Here is a 17,149-nt window from a genome sequence, read left to right on the forward strand (position 1 = left end):
AGATTCACCTATCCGGATCGGTCGTATTTTACCGGTGATGGGTGGCTAGTCATTTAGGTTCGTGACAATCTTGGCAACGGTCGGGCCCCATGGCCCGGCCCGCTTTTCGCTGATCAGTTCCGACAGCGCGCTGGCGGACCAGCATGAACGGTGCATCGCAGTGAACTGGCGGTCCACGTCTTGAGCGGGTAAATCAGGCACCAGGCCCGAGCTCCAGCCCAGGGCGCTAACCAGCGCACAGAGGCTCGCAGTTCTTTGATCGATATTTCCGGCATCAAGTGCTGCGAGCCTGAGGCTTTGCCGCGCCTCGGCTAGGGAGGATTCACCCAGGGTGGTCACTTGATATCGTTCAGCCGGAAGTAGGGAAAACCTCTTTCGGCTCGCTCGAGTCAGTTGTTCATCTCGTGTCAGTTTGGTGACCACGCGGGTTTGGATATCCTTGGTCAAACGAACGACCCAGTGCTGCGGGGCGCGAAGTTTTCGGTCTTGCTCGACCTCGCGAAGTGCCGCATTATTCAGGGGGTTACTGGTTGGCTCCGCACTCCTGACCATGACGTTTCCCTGGACGTGGTCGAGTTTTTCGGCGACGGACAGGTCTGCCAGCAGCCCGGCCGCCAGGCCAAGATCAAGGTATTCTGGTGGGCCACGAAATGCGCCGTCTTCGCACAAGGCAAGTAATGCCAGCTCCTCAGTTAGCGAAAGTGCAGTCACCCGGCAATAATACCCCCGGTGTCGGTAGCGGACAATCGCCAGTAGAAGTGCATCCCGTATTGCCTTCAGTCAGGTATGGGAACGGATTCAGCGTTAACGGGCGCCGGGTGCCTTGATGACCGCCTCCTGGGGTAGCGTGGTGATCTCCCGGAGGTGTCCGTCCGGCTGGACGGCTATGAGCGTGGTTGCCTGCTGACCTATCAGGGTCTCCACCTTGCCGAATAGGACATCGGATCCATCCGATCCGACGACGTACCAGTATTGGAACCGGTTGTCCCGGGACGGGATGTCCTGGCGGTCGGTAATCTCTCCGGCGGCGTTGACCCGAAGCACGGCCGTGGGGTCGGCCTCGCTGCACAACCCGCAGTCCGGCGGCTCCGGTCTGCCCGCCCCAGGATAGGTGAAGACGACCAGCGAGTATCCGCCGTCAACGGCGGGGTGCACGGCGTTGTGCCACACCACCGTCTCGGTGGTGTCGAGCCATCGGGTCGCATCGACGTCAATCGTGCGTGCTGCCGCTTCGGTGCCGACAGTGAGGGTGATTCGAGTGCTGCGTTGCCGGTCTGGGCCGAGCAGGTCCGGCGTGGTCAGCACCTCACCGGTCGGCAGCATCCCGACGATGAGGTCCTCCTCGGCGACGTCCACCGCGGTGCGGGTGCCGGTGTCGAGTCGCAGCACCGTGTACGTGTTGTCCTGCCCGTCGTGGTAGTCGCCGAGCAGTAGCCGGGACGAGTCCACCGACCAGGCCCAGACGCCAACCCGACGCTGCGGTCCGGACGAAGCGACCGTCCAGACGCGGTCGCCGGTCAGGTCGCGGATCTTCATGTCTCGGTCCGCCGGGTAGCTGAGCCACCGGCCGTCTGGGGAGAGCGATGCGTTGTTCGCGGCTATGCCGACCTCGTCCGAGGGCACGAGGTGGTGGGCGCCGGTAGCAAGCACGATCTGGGTCGCGCACGTCTCACACGGCGCGTACACCAGTGTGGCGGGACCGACCGGGGTCGAGGGTAAGGGCTTCGTGGCCGCCGGGGCCTGGGCTGACGCGGTGACACCGGGTCCGAGGGGCTGCGCGGGTGCCGGGCCCGAATCTGGGCGTACCGCGAGGGCGGTGCCGATCGTGATCGCGACCGTCAGCACCGCCGGCAACACCAGGATGCTGTTTCGCCGACGGCGACGCGCGACCGCGATCGCCCGTTCCGGGTCTGCGTAGCTACCGGCCTCTTCGGCGAGCTCACGGTAGGCGCTACGGAAGTCTTGGGTCATCTCCTTGCCTCCGATGAGGGATGCGAATCCAAAAGGTGCGCCGGCTGTTTCCGGAGGCGTACGAGTGCGTCGTGCGCGTGTCGCTTGACCGTGCCCACCGAACACCGCAGTAGTCGAGCGGTGTCGACCTCCGACAGATCTTCGTAGTACCGCAGGTACAGCACTGCCCGTTGACGGGGCGGAAGCAGCGCCAGCAGGCGCGCGAGCGCGGCCTGTTGGGTCACGTGGTCGGCGACATCCGGCTCGCCCGACCGGTCCGGCACGCTGGCGCTTGATAGCTCGATCGGGCGCCGCCGTCGATACCACGAACGTAGCTGGTTCACCATGACAGTTCGGACGTAGGCCTCGGGGCGGCCGTCGCGCTCGATTCGCCGCCAGTGCCGCACGGTCCTGGTCAGGGCCTCCTGCAGGAGATCCTCGGCTGCCTGGTGGTCACCGGTCAGTAGGTAGGCGGCCCGGGAGAGCGCCTGCCCCCGCGACAGAACGAACTCCCGAAATCCCGCGTACTGGTCCTGACCCGACATCTCTGCCCCCTGACCCGTATCCGCTACCTGTCTAACGCCGGTCGGCGAGGGGAGGGTTGAGTCGTTCGAGTTCACGAATGGAAACTCGGCGTGGGTGAGCGTCCTGGGCGCGCGGCTGTGATCACATCATGGTAAGAAGCGTTCATGTACCCGGCTCAGGCCGCAGGCCACCGCCGCAGTCCGCGGGTGCTGGCTGCGGCGGGATTGGCCCGAGGCCCGGCCGAGGTGCTGGACTTCCTGCTGCCGCTGTGGGCCGGCGCGGCGATGGGCGCGACCGCCGGCCAGGTCGGCGCATTGGCCGCGACCGAGGCGCTGCTGTCCCTGCTGGGTCGGCCGGCCGCCGGGGTCCTGTCCGATCGCTTCGACCGGGCGCGGGTGGCCGCGGTCGGTGCGATCCTCTTCGGGCTTTCACTCTTCGGGTACGCGCTTGCCAACAACCTTGGCGTGGCGTTCGGCGCTGCTGTCTGCGGCGGAATCGGTGGCGCGCTGTTCTGGGTGGCGCTGCGAGCGCGCGTCGGTGAGCACCTGCGCGACGATGCGGCGATCTTCAGTCGGCTGCTGTCTGCCGAGGGGACCGGCATCTGGATCGGCTTCCTCATCGCGCTGACACTCCTCGACAACAACCGATACCAGCTGGTCTTCGCCACCGCCGGGGTTGCCTGCCTCCTGGCCGCGGTACTGCTCCTGTCCACCCCGACGCAGACCGGCGGGCGGTCGCGCGCCCAGGCCGACCTGCGACAGGTCACCCGCCGGCTGCGCCCACTGCTCGTCGTGGTGGCGGTCACCTCCACCGTCGAGTTCGGAGTGTCCCTGCTGCTATTGCTGCACCTACAGCGGGGCTTCGGACTCACCGTCGGTCAGATAGCACTGGTGTTTTTGCCCGGTTTCGTCATTCTCACCGCGCTGCCACTGCGCCTGTATGCAGTCGTACGGCGGATCGGACGCGCGGCAACCCTGACCTCGTCGCTGGTCGCGAGCGCCATCGTCGCCGTCGGGTTGGCCTTCGCGGCCAACCCGGTCGTCATCGGAGCACTGTGGGCGGTCTCCGCTGCCTGCTTGGCTGCGGCGATCCCGGTGGAGCAGACCGTCGCCGCCGAGGCCTCGGACGGCAGCCTCGGGCGCGGCATGGGTATCTACCAGAGTGCGACCCTGCTCGGCGCGGTCCTCGGCCCGCTGAGTGCCGGCGCGCTCTACCAGAGTGGCGGCTGGCGCGGGGCCTGCGTCGGCGCGGCCGTCGTGCTTGTGGCGGGAGCGGCGCTCGTCCCCGCCGCACTGCGCCGCGTCGGTGTACCGGACCGGCCACCGCTCCAGCCCTCGGGTGTTTCCCTCCTGGTGGCGGCGCCGGCGGCGGAGACCGTGCCACCGGCGCCGCCACCGCAGCGCCGCCGCTCGCCGGCAGAGCTGCGGCGTCGCTGGACCGTCCGGGCGGCCGTGTTCATCGCCGGGCAGGTGGCCTTCGCGGCACTCGGCCACTCCTGGCTCGCGGCGGTCGCGAGCGGCCGGTACACCCTGCTGGAGGCACTCAACGGTGACCTTGGCGAGGCGCCGTGGCAGCTGGGCGCCAGTAGGATCTGGCTGATCATCTTTTTGGTCGACTCGATCTGGACCTGGACCCGCCTGCTCCGCTACCGGCGATCCGGGGCGTGAGTGACAGCCGGTGTGCGGGCGGGGCCCACCGATGCCGGCGCGGTGCACCTGCCGCACCTCAAGAAAGCGGGCCCATCCTGCCGTGAGCAGAGTGCTAGGTTCCGTCGATGCCCCTTTCAAAGCGAAGGTCGACCTCCGTGGGGAGTGCCGAGCGACAGTTGGCGACGGCAGGTCCCGCAGCTTCGCCGGAGCCCGTCAACCCTCAGCTCAGCGGGGCGTTCTGGCGCTTGTTCGGATCAAGCGCGGCGTCGAATCTCGCAGACGGGGTGGGCCGGGCTGTCGTGCCACTGCTGGCGGCGACCCTGACCCGCGACCCCCTGCTGATCTCGGTCATCACCAGTCTGTCCTTCCTGCCCTGGCTGCTGTTCGCACTGCCGGCCGGGACGCTGGTAGACCGGTCCGACCGACGCCGGGTGATGATTCGGTCCAACCTGTTCCGCGCGGTGCTGGTCGCGTTGCTGGCCAGCACGGTCGCGACCGGCACGACGTCGATCTGGTTGCTGTACGTGGTGGTGTTCATGCTCGGCGTTGCCGAGACTCTCTACGACAGCGCTGCCCGGGCCGTGTTGCCGCAGATCGTGCGCCGGGACCAGCTGGACCGGGGAAACGGGCTACTGGTGACCGCGGAGACCGGCATGCAGACCTTCGTCGGGGCGCCGGTCGGCGCGCTGGTCTTCGGGCTGGTCGCGGCCGCACCACTGTTCGGCAACATGGCCTTCTACGCGGTCGCCGCGCTGGTGATGGTGACGGTCGCCGGTCGGTTCACACCGGAGCGGAACGCTGCCCAGGCCGCCGGCTTCCGGGCCGAGTTGGCGGCCGGCGTGCGCTGGCTGTGGGGCCACCGCTTCCTGCGCCAGCTCGCCGCGGTCAACGGGGCCACCTCGGCGCTACAGAGCATGCCGAACGCGGTCCTGGTGCTCTACGTGCTGGAGGTGGCACGGGTGCAAGAGGCCTTTTACGGCCTGGTGATGCTGGGCGGCGGCGTGGGCGGGCTGTTGGGCGGTCTCGTCGCACCGGCGGTGAGCCGGCGGTTGGGCCGGGTCCGCACCCTGAGCCTGACCGCGGTGCTGTTCCCACTGCCGCTGATCGCGATGAGCCTGACCGACAACGCGATCCTCGGTGGCACGTTGTACGGCCTGGCCGCGTTCTTCGTCATGATCGGAAACGTACTCTCGATGTCGCTGCGCCAGGCGCTCATCCCCGAGGAGCTGTTCGGCCGGGTGCAGGGCTCGTATCGGACGCTGGTCTGGGGTGGTATCCCGATCGGCGCCCTCGCCGGCGGGGTGCTGGCGGCGACCACGAACGTGCCCACGGTCTTCGCCGTCAGTGGCATCGGATGCCTGGTCGTCGGGGTATGGGTGATTGCATTGCTGCGCCGGCACCGGGATGAGCTGAATGCCGCGTTCGCGCCGTCGCCCACCGGGCCGGCCCAGGCCGTGCACTGAGACCCGAACATGAGCGATTCCCCTGGGTGCCGGCCGACTGGCCGCTTGCTCACCGCCGCACCGGCCGCCATGACCCTGCGCCAGGGGATCATCTCGGTGGTTGGGGTGGTGACGTTCGTGCTCCTCGCCGGTCGCGTCGACCGGTCGAGGTAAGGGGTTGCACCGGTTGTACAAATTGGATGCCGGCGGTGGGCGGTCTTGCTCCGAGCCGTCAACGGTGTGAAAAATTCTGGGGCGCGAAACATGATGGCGCGTATCAGCTCATCGCTTCTAAACTCGCGTATCTGTGCGCTCCCTCGGGGAGGTATTGGTCGTTGCATCGAAGCCTGCTGTGGTGGGCATAAATGCGGATGTAGTCGGTGCCGGGTCGAGTGGTGACGACTACTTGATGGGGTTGCTGGCGAAACCGAGGAAAGGGTGATTGGCTTTGCGCGCGTACCGCGAGCTGCTCGGCACGCCGGGTGCTGCCCTCTTCGTGTCCGCCGGCTTCGTCGGTCGGCTGCCGATGTCGATGCGCAGCCTCGGCTGCCTGCTCATGATCTCCATTCAAACCGACTCGTACGGACTCGCCGGTGTGGTCACCGCGGCGCTCACGCTGGCGCAGGCGGTTGCCGCCCCGGCGTTGGGGCGGGCCGCCGACCAGGTCGGGCAGCGGATCGTCATCGCCGTCTCGGTGCTCGTGCACGCCTTCGGGATGGTGGCGCTCGTAGTCCTGGCCGGCCGATCCGCCCCGGCGTGGACGTTGATCTGCTCCGCCGCGCTCGTCGGAGCGTCGGCCCTGCCACTCGGCTCGCTGGTCCGGGCCCGGTGGACGGTGCTCGTCGATTCGGCCCGGGTGCCGACGGCGTACGCCCTCGAATCCATCCTCGACGAGGTCATCTACGTGGCCGGTCCGGTGTTGGTCACCGCCCTGGCGGTGGGCTGGTTCCCGGCGGCCGGGATGCTTTGTGCCCTGGCGCTCACTGTGCTCGGCTCGCTTGCGCTCGCCGTCCAGCGGCGCACCGAACCGCCGCGGGCGCCCCAGCGGCGGCGGGCGAGTGCGGTCCGCGCCCGGGGCATGGGTGTCCTGCTCACCGTCTATGTCGGTCTCGGGGTGTTTCTCGGTGCGGTCGACGTCGCTGTGGTGTCGTTCAGTTCCGAGCGCGGCGTCACCGGCGCCGCGGGCGTGCTGCTCGCGCTGTTCGCGGTCGGCAGCCTCGTCGCCGGGCTGGTATACGGGTCGGTGCCGATCGGCCGGATCACGTCCCTGCAACGCCTCGTGGGATCAGCCGCCGCGCTCTGCGTGGTCGCCGTACCGATGGTGTTCGCGGACACCGTGCCGGTGTTGGCCGTCGGCGTCGCGCTTGCGGGTGTCGCCGTGTCACCGATCCTGATCTCCGGAAGTTCGCTGGCCGCGTCGCTGGTGCCCCGCGCCGCGTTGACCGAGGGGTTCGCCTGGCTGTCCAGCGCGGTGACGGTCGGCTTGGCCGCCGGAGCTGCCGTCGGCGGCCAGGTCGTTGACGCGACCGACAGCACCGCCGCGTTCCTGCTCGCGGTGGTCGGTGGCTTCATCGGGGCGCTCGCGGCTGTTCTCGGGCGTCGTCGCCTCCGACCCCGGCTAACTCCGTTGTCCGGTACCGGCCCGGTCGTGGCCGCTACCGCATCGACCTCACTCCACAGTCCTGATCGCCCTTGACGGGCGCCGGCTCGGACCGCGCCGAGCACGGCGTGCCCTTTGGGATTCATTGGCCGAGGTGAAGGCCGGCAGCGTCGAGACCGAGGTGGCGCTGGAGTGGAACTTCCTCGAGTCCGACGGGGTGTGTGAAGAGCTGCTGCCGGCACCGTTGGTGTAGCTGGAGTCCCCGGTTGCCGTGGAGGTTTGCCGTCACCGCAGGGCGCGGGTCCGTTGCCGAGCTTTGCAGGGCCGGTCCTGTCGAAGAGTAGTGACTCGTTGTGCAGTCATCAGCTACTAGGGTGACCACGGTATGTAGCAGATATACTATCATTCGTACAAGGAGGCCTAGTGGAGGGCGTAGCTTATGCCGAGCGTGCAGAAACTGGAGGAGGCAGCGCCAACCGTCGGTCCGCCGGACGAGACGGCCCCGATCGAAGCTCCCGACCTGTGTACGTGGTACGGGCAGAATGATGCCCTCGCCGGCATTGTCGGGCGCCCCGAGGTGCTGACCGAGGCGGCAGCGTCCTGCGAGGGGGCTCGGGCGTGAATCCGACGACCTACGCCGTGCGCCTCGGGCTGCGCCGAGGCTGGATCGAGTTCCGGCAGAGCCTGACGAACGTGGGTGACATTGTCTATTGGTTGCTACTGGCGGCCGTATTGCTGACGGTCCTGTTCTTCCAGCGCGACTCGACGGTCGAGGGGACCGATCTGTCGCTGGCCACCGTCGTGATGCCGAGCCTGCTCGGCGGCCTGCTCGCCTTCCAGACGGTGGGCGGCGCCGCGTACTCGGGTGTTCGGCCTGTCGGTGGGCACACTGCCCCTGCTCGTCCTCATCCTGGTGCCCAGCCTGCTGCTGGTGGATGGGCTGGCCTCTCTGCACGTCAGCAGCTGGCTCACCCTGCTCTGGGTGTTCGTGCTCGGGCTGCTGGCGACCATGCCGCTGGGCATCATCGTCGGGTCGCTGGTGAAGGGCCCCCGGGAGGCGAACACCTGGGCTACCTTCCCCACGATGGCCCTGGCCGGCATCTCCGGCTGCCTGGGCCTTCATCGGCCTTCTGCTGGCGCCGATCGTGTTGAGCCGCGCCGCACGCCGTGAGTCAGGTTCGAAGATGCAGGACCGTAAGCAGGAAGCCATGAAACGCGTCGGCTGAGCACCGGTGATGCTAGCGGGCCACGGTGGAGGCGCTACCCGCCGAACTGCGGCTCCGCGTGCGGTCGCCCCTTCAGCTCGTGGAAGCCCGCTACGCCGGCGACCAGCACCGCGCCGTCGAAGAGCCGGCCCGCCTCCTCGCCCCGTGGGATCCGCGAGATCACGGGTCCGAAGAAGGCGACCCGGTTCCCGTCCGCGTCGTCGGCGGCGATGATCGGGGTTCCGGTATGGTCGCCGACCAGGGCGATGCCCGCCGCGTGCGACGCCCGGACCGCCTCGTCGAACTCGCTCGTCCCGGCCGCTGCGGCCAGGTCCGCCGGGAGGCCGGCGTCGGCCAGGACGTCGCCGAACTCGGCCCATCCTCCGCCCACGTGGACCCGCTTTCCGTATGTGGTGAAGAAGCGGGCCAGTCCGTCCTGGCCGTGCCGCTGCTCGACAGCCACGCAGACGCGCACCGGGCCCCACAGGTAGCCCTCGGTGTCACCCTCCGGGTCGACCTCTCGGTCTTCGTTGAGCACCGAGAGGCTCATCACGTGCCAGCGGATCTCCAGCGGCCGTACCGTCGCCGCCTCAACGATCCATCGCGACGTGATCCAGGTGTACGGGCAACTCGGGTCGAACCAGAAGTCCACTGACCGATCCACCGCCGGGCACCCTCCTTCGTGCATCCAACAGCCACAGCATGGCCTTGGCCTCGCGTGTGCCGCTGAATGCTGACGTGCTTCGGACAAGTGGTCAAGGATCTGTTCGCCCGGGCATCGCATCACCCGCCTCGAACTCGGCTACTCAGCACGCACCGGACAAGCGGGACGCCGGCAGTTCGCCGCCCCGCCACTGTCCCTGATGCCAGTTGAGCACCTCACACCCGCAATCGAAGACCGGGCGCTGGAAGTGCAGATGCTGCTCGCCAGCCGATCGAAACCCGGCCCGGTTGAGCCCCAGCCGCAGAAGATCAAGCCAGTATCCGCACGACCCGGCCCGACTGCGGACCCACTACGAGATCAAGCTGATGACTTTTCTTCGTGACCAGATGCAAGGTACCGGTCGACGGCTTCCATTCTGGCCGTTATGGCGTTCGATTTGTATTGGTGGTAATCCATTTTAATGACTGTGCTGACCCGCGGCGACCGCAATGCCACCGCATCGACTGCTTCCTTGACCACCTTGAACACCTGATCCCAGGTCTCGCCCTCGACCAGGGTGAACATCGCATCGGTGTGGTTCGGCAGACCCGAGGCGCGGACCACGCGTACGGCTTCAGCCACAAGTTCACCGATGTCTTCGCCGACGCTGAGTGGAGTGATCGAGAACGCGACCAGAACGGGCATAGCTGCATCCTCCAAGGTTTGGCGAAGCTGGCCTGCTCAGCCTATCTGCAGGGAGCCGGTGGGGAAGCTGAAGCGCAGACTGAATCCAGTGTTACCTTCGTTCATGATCGAGTTGAGCTGCTTCGTCATGCTGTTCTCACTTCGTCGCTCTCCTTTACGCCAGTGAAAGGGGCGAGGGCGGGGTCGGTGGACCGTAGGCCCTTGATGAGGAGCCAGCCACCGGTGGTGATTTCGAAGGCGAGCATCGGCAGCCACAGCAGTATTCCGGCGCCTTCGGCGGTGACGGCGCCGGCGGCGCTCTGCACGGGGACGCTGACCGCAAGCAGCAGCGATGCGAGCAGGCCGAGGCTGGCCAGCGGTCGGGGGATCGCGCCGGACCGTAGCAGTAGGTAGGCGAACACGGCACTGCCGACGGCGAAGAAGCAGGCGCCGACGTTCGTGCTCCACGCGGCGATGTCGACCGTCGCCGCACCCAGTTCCCGGGCGCTGTCCGTGCGTTGTCCGCTGAGTGACAGGAGCAGCATGGCACCGAGGATCTGTACCGCGTAGAGCCCCGACTCCACCGCCCGACAGGCCAGGGCGAAAGCGGCCAGGGACGGGTCCTGTCGGCGGGTGATGGCGTGCAGCATGGCGGCCAGACCCAGCGTGGCGATGCCGGCGATGGCCAGCAGCACGATGCTGAGCCGTACCCCGGACGGGTGTGTGGCGATGTCGTCGAGCCGTTCGGCGATGCCGCCGGCGCCGCTGCCGGCAGCAGCCGAACTGGCCAGGACGACCGCGATGACCAGTAGGAAGAGGGCGCCGGCGAGGCGGGCGGCGGACCGGTCGGACATTGTTCCTCCAGCAGTATCGTGGCAACCCTGGGTCGGGCTGCGGCGGGTTCGAGCGACGGGCGGCGACCTGCCTCCCGCGATCGAGGTGGACCGATCGTGCCGGGCAGACGTTGGACCGGCGTTGTGCCGGCGTTGCGAAAATGTTGAGCTGCGGGTCGGGGCGGGTATCGGACGCGGGAGTGGCGATGGCAGGGCCGGCGGTACGCATCCGGTTGCTCGGCGGGGTCGAGGTGGTGGACGGCAACGGCGCCGCCGTTGACATCGGGGCGGGTAAGTGCCGTGCGCTGCTGGCGGCCCTGGCGTTGCAGCCCGGCACGGCGGTTCCCGACTGGCGGCTCATCGATCTGCTGTGGGGCGAGCAACCACCCCGTACCGCCGTCCGGACCCTGCAGTCGTACATCGCTCGGCTACGAGGCGGTCTGGGCGCGACGAGGATTGTGCGCTCGGGTGCCGCGTACCGTCTCGATGTGCCCGCCGACGCGGTCGATGTGATCCGGTTCGGCCGGCGGGTCGAGGCCGGCGACCTCGCCGGGGCGCTCGCCGAGTGGACCGGCGACCCGCTGGCCGGGGTGCCGGTGCCCGGCCTGGCTGCCGCCGTGGACGGCCTGGTCGAGCGGTGGCTCGGCGCGGTCGAGGCCGATCTCGCCGCCCGGGTGGACGCGGACGCCGCAGCGACGGTGGGGCCGTTGACCGAGCTGAGCGCGCGGTACCCGTTCCGGGAGGGCATCTGGGCGCTGCTGATGACGGCGCTGTACCGGGTGGGCCGGCAGGCCGACGCGCTGGCCGCGTACCGCACTGCCCGTCAGCGGCTGATCGAGCACCTGGGTGTGGAGCCCGGGCCGCGACTGCGCCGCCTGGAGTTGGCGATTCTCGGCCAGGACCACCGTATCGGCGGCGCGCGGCGGCCCGAGCCGGTCGACCGGCTGCCCCGGCGCGCCGTACGACTGCTCGGCCGTGACGCTGCCCTCGACCGCATCGGCCGGGCGTTGGTCGAGAGCCCGGTGGTCACCCTGGTCGGGCCGGGCGGCATCGGCAAGACCGCGCTCGCCGTCGCGGCCGCGCAACGGGCCCGGCTGGAGCACGGCGCCTGGTTGGTCGACCTGACCGAGATCACGACGGACGAGGACGTTCCCCAAGCTGTCGCTGCGGCGGTACGCGTCGAGGAGGGCCCAGGCCGGTCGCTGAGTGAGTCCATTGTGCTGTATTTGAGTTCCCTCCGGGCGCTGCTGGTGCTCGACAACTGCGAACACGTCGTGGACGGCGCGGCCCGCCTGGCCCAGGCCGTCGCCGACGGCTGCCCGCAGGTGCGGGTGTTGGCCACCGCACGGGAACCGCTCGGCCTCCACCACGGTCACGAACGGCTGGTCGCCGTGCCACCCTTACCCGCTGCCGGGGCCGCCGCCGACCTGTTCACCGAACGTGCGAACGCGCTGACCGCCGCGGGCACGACGGATGCCGCACGGGAGGTGATCGAGGAGATCTGCCGCTGCCTCGACGGGCTTCCCCTCGCCATCGAGCTGGCCGCCGCCCAAACCGTCAGTCACACCCCGCAGGAGATCCGCGAGCGTCTCGACGATCAGCTCGGGCTGCTGGTCGGCGGGCGGCGGACCGGTGCGGACCGGCACCGCACCATGCGCGCCACGATCGAATGGTCCTACCGGCTGCTCACCATGGCCGAACAGGACCTGCTGCAACGGCTGTCGGTGTGTACCGGCCCAGTCGACCGGGCCGGAGCCGCGGCCGTTGCCGCCGGCAGCGGCCTGAACGTCAACGATGTGCTGCACCGCCTCGTGCAGCGCTCGATGGTTTCCGCCGAACCCGGCCCGTTCGGCCAGCGGTTCCGGTTGCTGGAACCAGTACGCCAGTTCGCCGCCGAACACCTCGCCGCCGGACCGACGGCCGCACCCGCCCAGGCCGCACACACCCGATACGTACGGGAACGGGTGGCCTCGCTGCACGACCAGCTCACCGGCCTGACGGAAGTCCAGGGGGTCGCCCAGCTGGACGAGCTGTGGCCCAACCTGCGCGTGGCGGTTGACCGGGCCTTTGCCAGCGGCGACCACCGCCTGGCCCATGACCTGTTCCGGCCGATCGCCACCGAGGCCGCCCGGCGGCACCGCCACGAGATCGGTCAGTGGGCCCAACGCCTCCTCGAACAGGCACCGCCCGAGGACCGGACGCCGGCCGAGGACCGGGTGCCGGTCGAGGACCGGCCGCGGGTCGTGGCCGGCCTGATCGCCGCCGCGTCCCGCCATCACGTCCGTCAGGACCCAGCCGGGTTCGACACCCTGATCCGGCAGCACTGCGACCCTGACGACCCGGTGGCCCGGCACCTGCGAGCCAACGTCCACGACGACTACGCCGCGCAGATCCACACGGCGCCGCCGGCGCTGGCCGAGCTACGCCGACTCGGCGCCGACGATCTCGCCGCGCAGGTCGAGGTCGATCTCGGCGTAGCGTTGGTCTTTCAGGGGCAGTACGCACGCGGAGAAGCCCAGCTCACCCCGCTCGTTGACCGGTTCCGCAGCCACGGCCCGCCGACCCTGCTGCACTGGACGCTGATGCTGCTCGGCTTCTCCGCCAGCTTCCAAGGTCAACGGGCGGCCGCAGACCAGCTGTTCGACCAGGCGATCGACGTGCCGCTGCCGGCACGCACCCACTCGCCGAACCAGTCCGTGCGCGCCCAGGCACTGTTCCGGCGCGGCGACCGCAGAGCCGCCTATCAGCTACTCCGTGCCCACGTCGAAGAACTGCTCGAGGCCGACAACATGCACGCTGCCTGCGTGGTCATGATCAGCTTCGTCACGATGATGCCGGCAGTGGCACGCTTCGCCGACGGCGCCCGGATCCTGGCCTTCCTCGACACGACCGGCGCGCTCGACAACGCCGCCTGGGCGGCCATGGTCGCCGACGCCAGGGAAAAGCTCGCCGCCGTTGCCCCCGTACCGACTCGATCCACGATCGTAAGTCAGCGGCAAGCCCTCGCCATGATCGGCGAGACTCTCGACGACCTTCTTGTCGAACAGACCAGCCCGGCCAGTTGCTGAGGGCTGCTGCTCTCCGCGCCGCGTGACGGCCTGTTGTGCACGTGCCGAAACTCCACCCTGCTGGATGGACGTTCAGTGGACGCGCTTTCCGGCCCGGAAGACAGCGCGAGTCTGGACCAGTGCAGTTATATCCGTGACTGGATTTCCGGCCACGGCCAGCAGATCGGCGTCGTAGCCGACCGCCACCCGCCCCTTGCGATGACCGAGACGGCACGCCTGCGCGGCCAACGATGTCACTGAAGCCAACGCCTCGGCGTTGGTGCCGACCTGGCTGGCGAAGTATCCGACATCGCTCGGAAGGATGTCGTGGGGCTTGTGCTGGCTGATCCCCGCGTCGGTGCAGCAGACGACGCGAACGCCACGGCGACGCAGGTACGCCTGATTCTCCCAGTAGGGCGCGATGGTCCGAAGCACCTCCTCGGGCATGCTGTCTCTGGGTCGCACGACCGTGCACCCGACGAAGATCCCGGCCGCGGCGATTGCGTCGACCGTCGCCGGATCGAGTTTCAGCCCATCGGCGGTCATGAACGTGCAGTGCTCGATGCTGTCGACGCCGGCTGTGACCGCGTCGGTGATCCCCCTGGTCGCGTGGGCATGGGCGATGACCGGCAGGCCCCGGTCGTGGGCGGTCCGAGTGACCGCGCGTAGTTCGTCGAGGGTGTACTGCGCCGCTGCGGCGTTCGAGCCGCTGGTGGTCATCCCACCCGTCGCCATGATCTTCAGGAGATCGGTGCCGCGGTCGGCTCGGGCGTGAACAGCCGCGACCAGTTGGTCCGTGTCATCTGCCTCGCCGCCGAGATACCAGCAATGCCCGCCGCTGCGCGTGATTGGTGGCCCGGCGGCGAGCACCTGTGGACCGCTGGTGTCCTCGGCGTACTCGGCCCGCAACCGCAGGCTGAGGTAACCCCGGTCGCCCAGATCTCGGACGGTGGTGATCCCGGCGCGCAGCGCGCGGGCCGCGTGTTCGCGCATCCGGCCCAGGACCGTGGCGTCGTCGTCGTGCACCATCTGGTGCTCGGTGCGCCCCTGCGGGTCGAACGCCAGATGTGTGTGCGCGTCCACCAGACCGGGCAGGAGCGTGACATCTCCGAGATCGGTCATCGGCACCCCGTGCGGGGGCGCAGCGCCGGTAACGTCCACATCGGTGATCTGCCCGCCTGCTACCAAGAGCAGCACCGGGCCGTCGTGCAGCAGGTAGCCGTCGAACAGGCGGGCCGCACGGATCGCCAGTCGTGGATCAAAGATGGTCTCCACCTGAGTCGTCGCCAAGCCCATCGGTCAGCTCCAATCGGCCCGGATGTCGGCGAACAGATCCCTCTTTCGGACCGGGATTGTGGGCTCTCCGCCAGGACGGATATGCATCACGGGGTTTCCAGACAAAGATCGAGATAGCGCAGGGTGGTGTACGTGAGGTAGGAGGGCCAAGGGTCGTCATCGATCTTAGTCCGGTCCCGCCATCCGGCCCACGTCGTCTCGCCCGTGCGGATCCCAACCAGGAGCCGGGCCGTGCCCGGTGACGACGCAGCCGCGATCTCCTCGACCGCCCGGGTCGCCACCCGCAGCGCATCGTGTCGCGGGCCACCCGAGTCCGCCGGCCAGTTCACCCCAGCCAGCGTCGCCTCAGCCACGCCTGCTTTCGCCGCCCATCGGTGGAGCACATCGGCGACGGTGCTCCACAAGGGAAATGGTGTCGGTGGCCGAGTGGCAGCGGCCGACAGCCCAGCCTCGTTGAAGAAGGGACCGTCATCGAAGAGGACGCGGGACTCCCTCCGGACGCTCGCCGGGTCGTCCGCGGAGTGCACCAGATTGAAGATGGGGTTCAACGCACCGAGATCTGCCCGCATCGTGCCGGGCTGTGCCCGGGACGGACGGAAGTCGCCCTTGAGGTGCCCGGACACGAGGCTCGCCGCCGGCAGGTCCCCGGCCGGACCGCGCAGGAGGAGGCTCTGCACCGGCCCCAGGGTGTACAGGACGGCGTTGAGCTGCCAGTCGAGCCGACCACCACTGCGGGTCGTGCGGTAGAGGTTGGCCCGGCGCTCCGCGGAGAGCAGGAATTGCCGGAATTCGACCGGCTCGAACCCCCTGCCGGCCAGCCAGCGCAGTATCGGGCCGGTCAGCTGCTGCCGGACCGCGTCCGGCTTCAGCATGACCAGTGCCAGTCGCTCGTCGTCCACGCACCTACTCCTGAATCTTGTCCACTCTCAATCTCGGCCCGCACCGTGGCGCAGGAAGCCGGGATTGTTCCGTTGCACACTCCATGAAGGAGTTGAGAACGTAGGATAAGTGATTGCGGTTCGCAAAGTAATGATTTCAAAGTCGCACCCTGATGTGTAACGGAGTGTTGGCTGAGATACTGATTAAGTGGGATATTCCCGAAGAAGGGTCCTTAAGGTCCGCTCCGAAACTCCGAAACTCCGAGAACCGATGACCAACTCAGGTGCTGCGTCCGGCCGACACCAAGGGCGTTGACTGGTGCTGGCCAGGATGCTGGTCCCCGAATCGATGTGGGCGGGCTGGGCCGGCGCGGCACGCATGACCTACTATTCGTTGGATGACAGCTGGAGCTGAGCGGAGTGGTCGAAGGCGCCGCTGGCTGACACCCGTCAAAGTCGCCGTGCTGGGCAGTGTCCTGGTGGCGCTTCTGTTGGCTTGGCCAATTAATATTCGCGCGCCGGGTGACCATGAAAAGATGAGTTGCGGAAACGTGTTGGAAACCAATCTGAATCCCTGGCGGGCGCTCCCCTCAGACGGTAACTATTGGGAACCGGCGTTTCGGGCCTGTAACTCGATACGCATAGACCGGATTGGTCGATCCGTCGCCGTCATCTCGTTGACGGTCCTGGCCGTCACGCTGGTGGCCGCGCGTACCCGGAGGGCTTCCCAGTAGGGTTCGAGTCGGTTCGCACAGATAGTTTTCGATGTGGTGTGGAGTGACGACCTGGGTGTGATCACCATGACCAGGTCAGACACACCTCAGGTCAAACACACCTCAGCCGACTACGCGAAGCCCTTGGCACGGGTCCCCGAAGCTCGGGGTTTACTCCGGTGGCGGCGGCGGTGTCAAGGTCGCCATGAGCGTGGCCCCGCAGCCGGTGAGCGTTCGTACCGGTGGTGGTGGCGCCGACGTGGCTCTGCCCGGTGGCCTGTTCCAGGTGAGTGCCGACGCCGGTGGCGGGCCGAAGAAGGTAGCGGTAGCGACCGCGGCGTCGGGTCCGAACGTCGATGTCGACACGGGTGGGGGAAAGCTCGTGATCAAGGCAGCCTGAACCCTCATCCCCCGAATCGGCGGATGTGCTCCCACGAGGAGGACGCCCGCCGAGACGTATTTCTGGCGGCGCAACACACTGTCTACCCTGAGGGCCGCCGGCCGCGCAGCTCCTCGACGTCGGTCATGCTTGCCGGAACCCACCCGGCACCCCGCCGCCAGCGCGGGCTCCGCAGGTCGTCGCTGCGCTCCTGACCTCACCGGTGACCGTTCCGGGCCGTACCTCGGTAGGCCGGCAGGAACCTGGTGGGAATGCGCGCCGATCCCGGCGGCGGGGCCGGCCGG

General features: G+C 68.3%; 14 protein-coding genes and 1 pseudogene. 7 read left to right on the top strand and 8 right to left on the bottom strand.

Annotation, left to right across the window (positions count from 1 at the left end; translation table 11 throughout):
- Positions 1-45: 45 nt before the first annotated feature.
- From H0524_RS20960 to H0524_RS20970, 3 genes are all read right to left on the bottom strand, one after another.
- Positions 46-711 (bottom strand): GPP34 family phosphoprotein, encoded by a 666-nt coding sequence (locus tag H0524_RS20960; protein WP_180200177.1) that lies wholly within the window; start codon positions 709-711, stop codon positions 46-48.
- A gap of 93 nt (positions 712-804) precedes the next feature.
- Complete coding sequence (locus tag H0524_RS20965; RefSeq protein WP_180200178.1) at positions 805-1,971, bottom strand: hypothetical protein; 1,167 nt, start codon at positions 1,969-1,971, stop codon at positions 805-807.
- Positions 1,968-2,495, bottom strand: a complete 528-nt coding sequence (locus H0524_RS20970) for a SigE family RNA polymerase sigma factor (RefSeq protein ID WP_180200179.1) — start codon at positions 2,493-2,495, stop codon at positions 1,968-1,970. The genes H0524_RS20965 and H0524_RS20970 overlap by 4 nt, the downstream gene beginning before the upstream one ends.
- A gap of 144 nt (positions 2,496-2,639) precedes the next feature.
- Here H0524_RS20970 and H0524_RS20975 point away from each other — a divergent pair, with 144 nt between their 5' ends.
- The 5 genes and pseudogenes from H0524_RS20975 (at position 2,640) to H0524_RS25495 (ending at position 8,392) form a co-directional block, all read left to right on the top strand.
- The gene (locus tag H0524_RS20975) at positions 2,640-4,142 is read left to right on the top strand and encodes an MFS transporter (protein ID WP_180200180.1); all 1,503 of its coding nucleotides are present in this window, start codon (positions 2,640-2,642) and stop codon (positions 4,140-4,142) included.
- 107 nt (positions 4,143-4,249) lie between these two features.
- Positions 4,250-5,587, top strand: a complete 1,338-nt coding sequence (locus H0524_RS20980; RefSeq protein ID WP_180200181.1) for an MFS transporter — start codon at positions 4,250-4,252, stop codon at positions 5,585-5,587.
- A gap of 427 nt (positions 5,588-6,014) precedes the next feature.
- A complete protein-coding gene (locus H0524_RS20985) occupies positions 6,015-7,262 on the top strand; it encodes an MFS transporter (protein WP_180200226.1) in 1,248 nt (415 codons plus the stop codon).
- Between the two features lie 343 nt (positions 7,263-7,605).
- On the top strand, positions 7,606-7,788 hold the full coding sequence (locus tag H0524_RS20990; RefSeq protein ID WP_180200182.1) for a hypothetical protein: 183 nt from the start codon (positions 7,606-7,608) through the stop codon (positions 7,786-7,788).
- Positions 7,785-8,392 (top strand): annotated as a pseudogene (locus H0524_RS25495) (ABC transporter permease). The gene H0524_RS20990 and the pseudogene H0524_RS25495 overlap by 4 nt, the downstream one beginning before the upstream one ends.
- Before the next feature lie 34 nt (positions 8,393-8,426).
- On the opposite strand, the gene H0524_RS21000 reads toward H0524_RS25495, so the two are convergent.
- The 3 genes from H0524_RS21000 to H0524_RS21010 all read right to left on the bottom strand — a co-directional run bounded on the left by H0524_RS21000 (position 8,427) and on the right by H0524_RS21010 (position 10,552).
- On the bottom strand, positions 8,427-9,035 hold the full coding sequence (locus H0524_RS21000) for a DsbA family protein (RefSeq protein WP_180200183.1): 609 nt from the start codon (positions 9,033-9,035) through the stop codon (positions 8,427-8,429).
- Positions 9,036-9,392: 357 nt separating this feature from the next.
- The gene (locus H0524_RS21005; RefSeq protein WP_180200184.1) at positions 9,393-9,719 is read right to left on the bottom strand and encodes a thiamine-binding protein; all 327 of its coding nucleotides are present in this window, start codon (positions 9,717-9,719) and stop codon (positions 9,393-9,395) included.
- 125 nt (positions 9,720-9,844) lie between these two features.
- Positions 9,845-10,552 (bottom strand): DUF4386 domain-containing protein, encoded by a 708-nt coding sequence (locus H0524_RS21010; protein ID WP_180200185.1) that lies wholly within the window; start codon positions 10,550-10,552, stop codon positions 9,845-9,847.
- A 185-nt stretch (positions 10,553-10,737) separates the two neighbouring features.
- Here H0524_RS21010 and H0524_RS21015 point away from each other — a divergent pair, with 185 nt between their 5' ends.
- Positions 10,738-13,599, top strand: coding sequence for a BTAD domain-containing putative transcriptional regulator (locus H0524_RS21015; protein ID WP_180200186.1), 2,862 nt, complete (start codon positions 10,738-10,740; stop codon positions 13,597-13,599).
- A gap of 72 nt (positions 13,600-13,671) precedes the next feature.
- Here H0524_RS21015 and H0524_RS21020 read toward each other — a convergent pair whose 3' ends face one another.
- Positions 13,672-14,874 carry an amidohydrolase family protein gene (locus H0524_RS21020; RefSeq protein ID WP_180200187.1) on the bottom strand — a complete coding sequence of 401 codons (1,203 nt, stop codon included), beginning with the start codon at positions 14,872-14,874 and terminating at the stop codon, positions 13,672-13,674.
- A gap of 86 nt (positions 14,875-14,960) precedes the next feature.
- On the bottom strand, positions 14,961-15,773 hold the full coding sequence (locus H0524_RS21025; protein WP_180200188.1) for a nucleoside-diphosphate kinase: 813 nt from the start codon (positions 15,771-15,773) through the stop codon (positions 14,961-14,963).
- Between the two features lie 897 nt (positions 15,774-16,670).
- Here H0524_RS21025 and H0524_RS21030 point away from each other — a divergent pair.
- The gene (locus H0524_RS21030; protein ID WP_180200189.1) at positions 16,671-16,865 is read left to right on the top strand and encodes a hypothetical protein; all 195 of its coding nucleotides are present in this window, start codon (positions 16,671-16,673) and stop codon (positions 16,863-16,865) included.
- Positions 16,866-17,149: the final 284 nt, after the last annotated feature.

The organism is Salinispora sp. H7-4 (assembly GCF_013416675.1).
GTDB classification, from domain to species: Bacteria; Actinomycetota; Actinomycetes; order Mycobacteriales; family Micromonosporaceae; genus Micromonospora; species Micromonospora vitiensis.

Coding starts and splice junctions, on each gene's coding strand:
- H0524_RS20990 (WP_180200182.1), top strand. CDS start 7,606: ATGCCGAGCGTGCAGAAACTGGAGGAGGCAGCGCCAACCGTCGGTCCG.
- H0524_RS21010 (WP_180200185.1), bottom strand. CDS start 10,552: ATGTCCGACCGGTCCGCCGCCCGCCTCGCCGGCGCCCTCTTCCTACTG.
- H0524_RS20970 (WP_180200179.1), bottom strand. CDS start 2,495: ATGTCGGGTCAGGACCAGTACGCGGGATTTCGGGAGTTCGTTCTGTCG.
- H0524_RS20975 (WP_180200180.1), top strand. CDS start 2,640: ATGTACCCGGCTCAGGCCGCAGGCCACCGCCGCAGTCCGCGGGTGCTG.
- H0524_RS21015 (WP_180200186.1), top strand. CDS start 10,738: ATGGCAGGGCCGGCGGTACGCATCCGGTTGCTCGGCGGGGTCGAGGTG.
- H0524_RS20965 (WP_180200178.1), bottom strand. CDS start 1,971: ATGACCCAAGACTTCCGTAGCGCCTACCGTGAGCTCGCCGAAGAGGCC.
- H0524_RS21030 (WP_180200189.1), top strand. CDS start 16,671: ATGAGCGTGGCCCCGCAGCCGGTGAGCGTTCGTACCGGTGGTGGTGGC.
- H0524_RS21020 (WP_180200187.1), bottom strand. CDS start 14,874: ATGGGCTTGGCGACGACTCAGGTGGAGACCATCTTTGATCCACGACTG.
- H0524_RS20980 (WP_180200181.1), top strand. CDS start 4,250: ATGCCCCTTTCAAAGCGAAGGTCGACCTCCGTGGGGAGTGCCGAGCGA.
- H0524_RS21005 (WP_180200184.1), bottom strand. CDS start 9,719: ATGCCCGTTCTGGTCGCGTTCTCGATCACTCCACTCAGCGTCGGCGAA.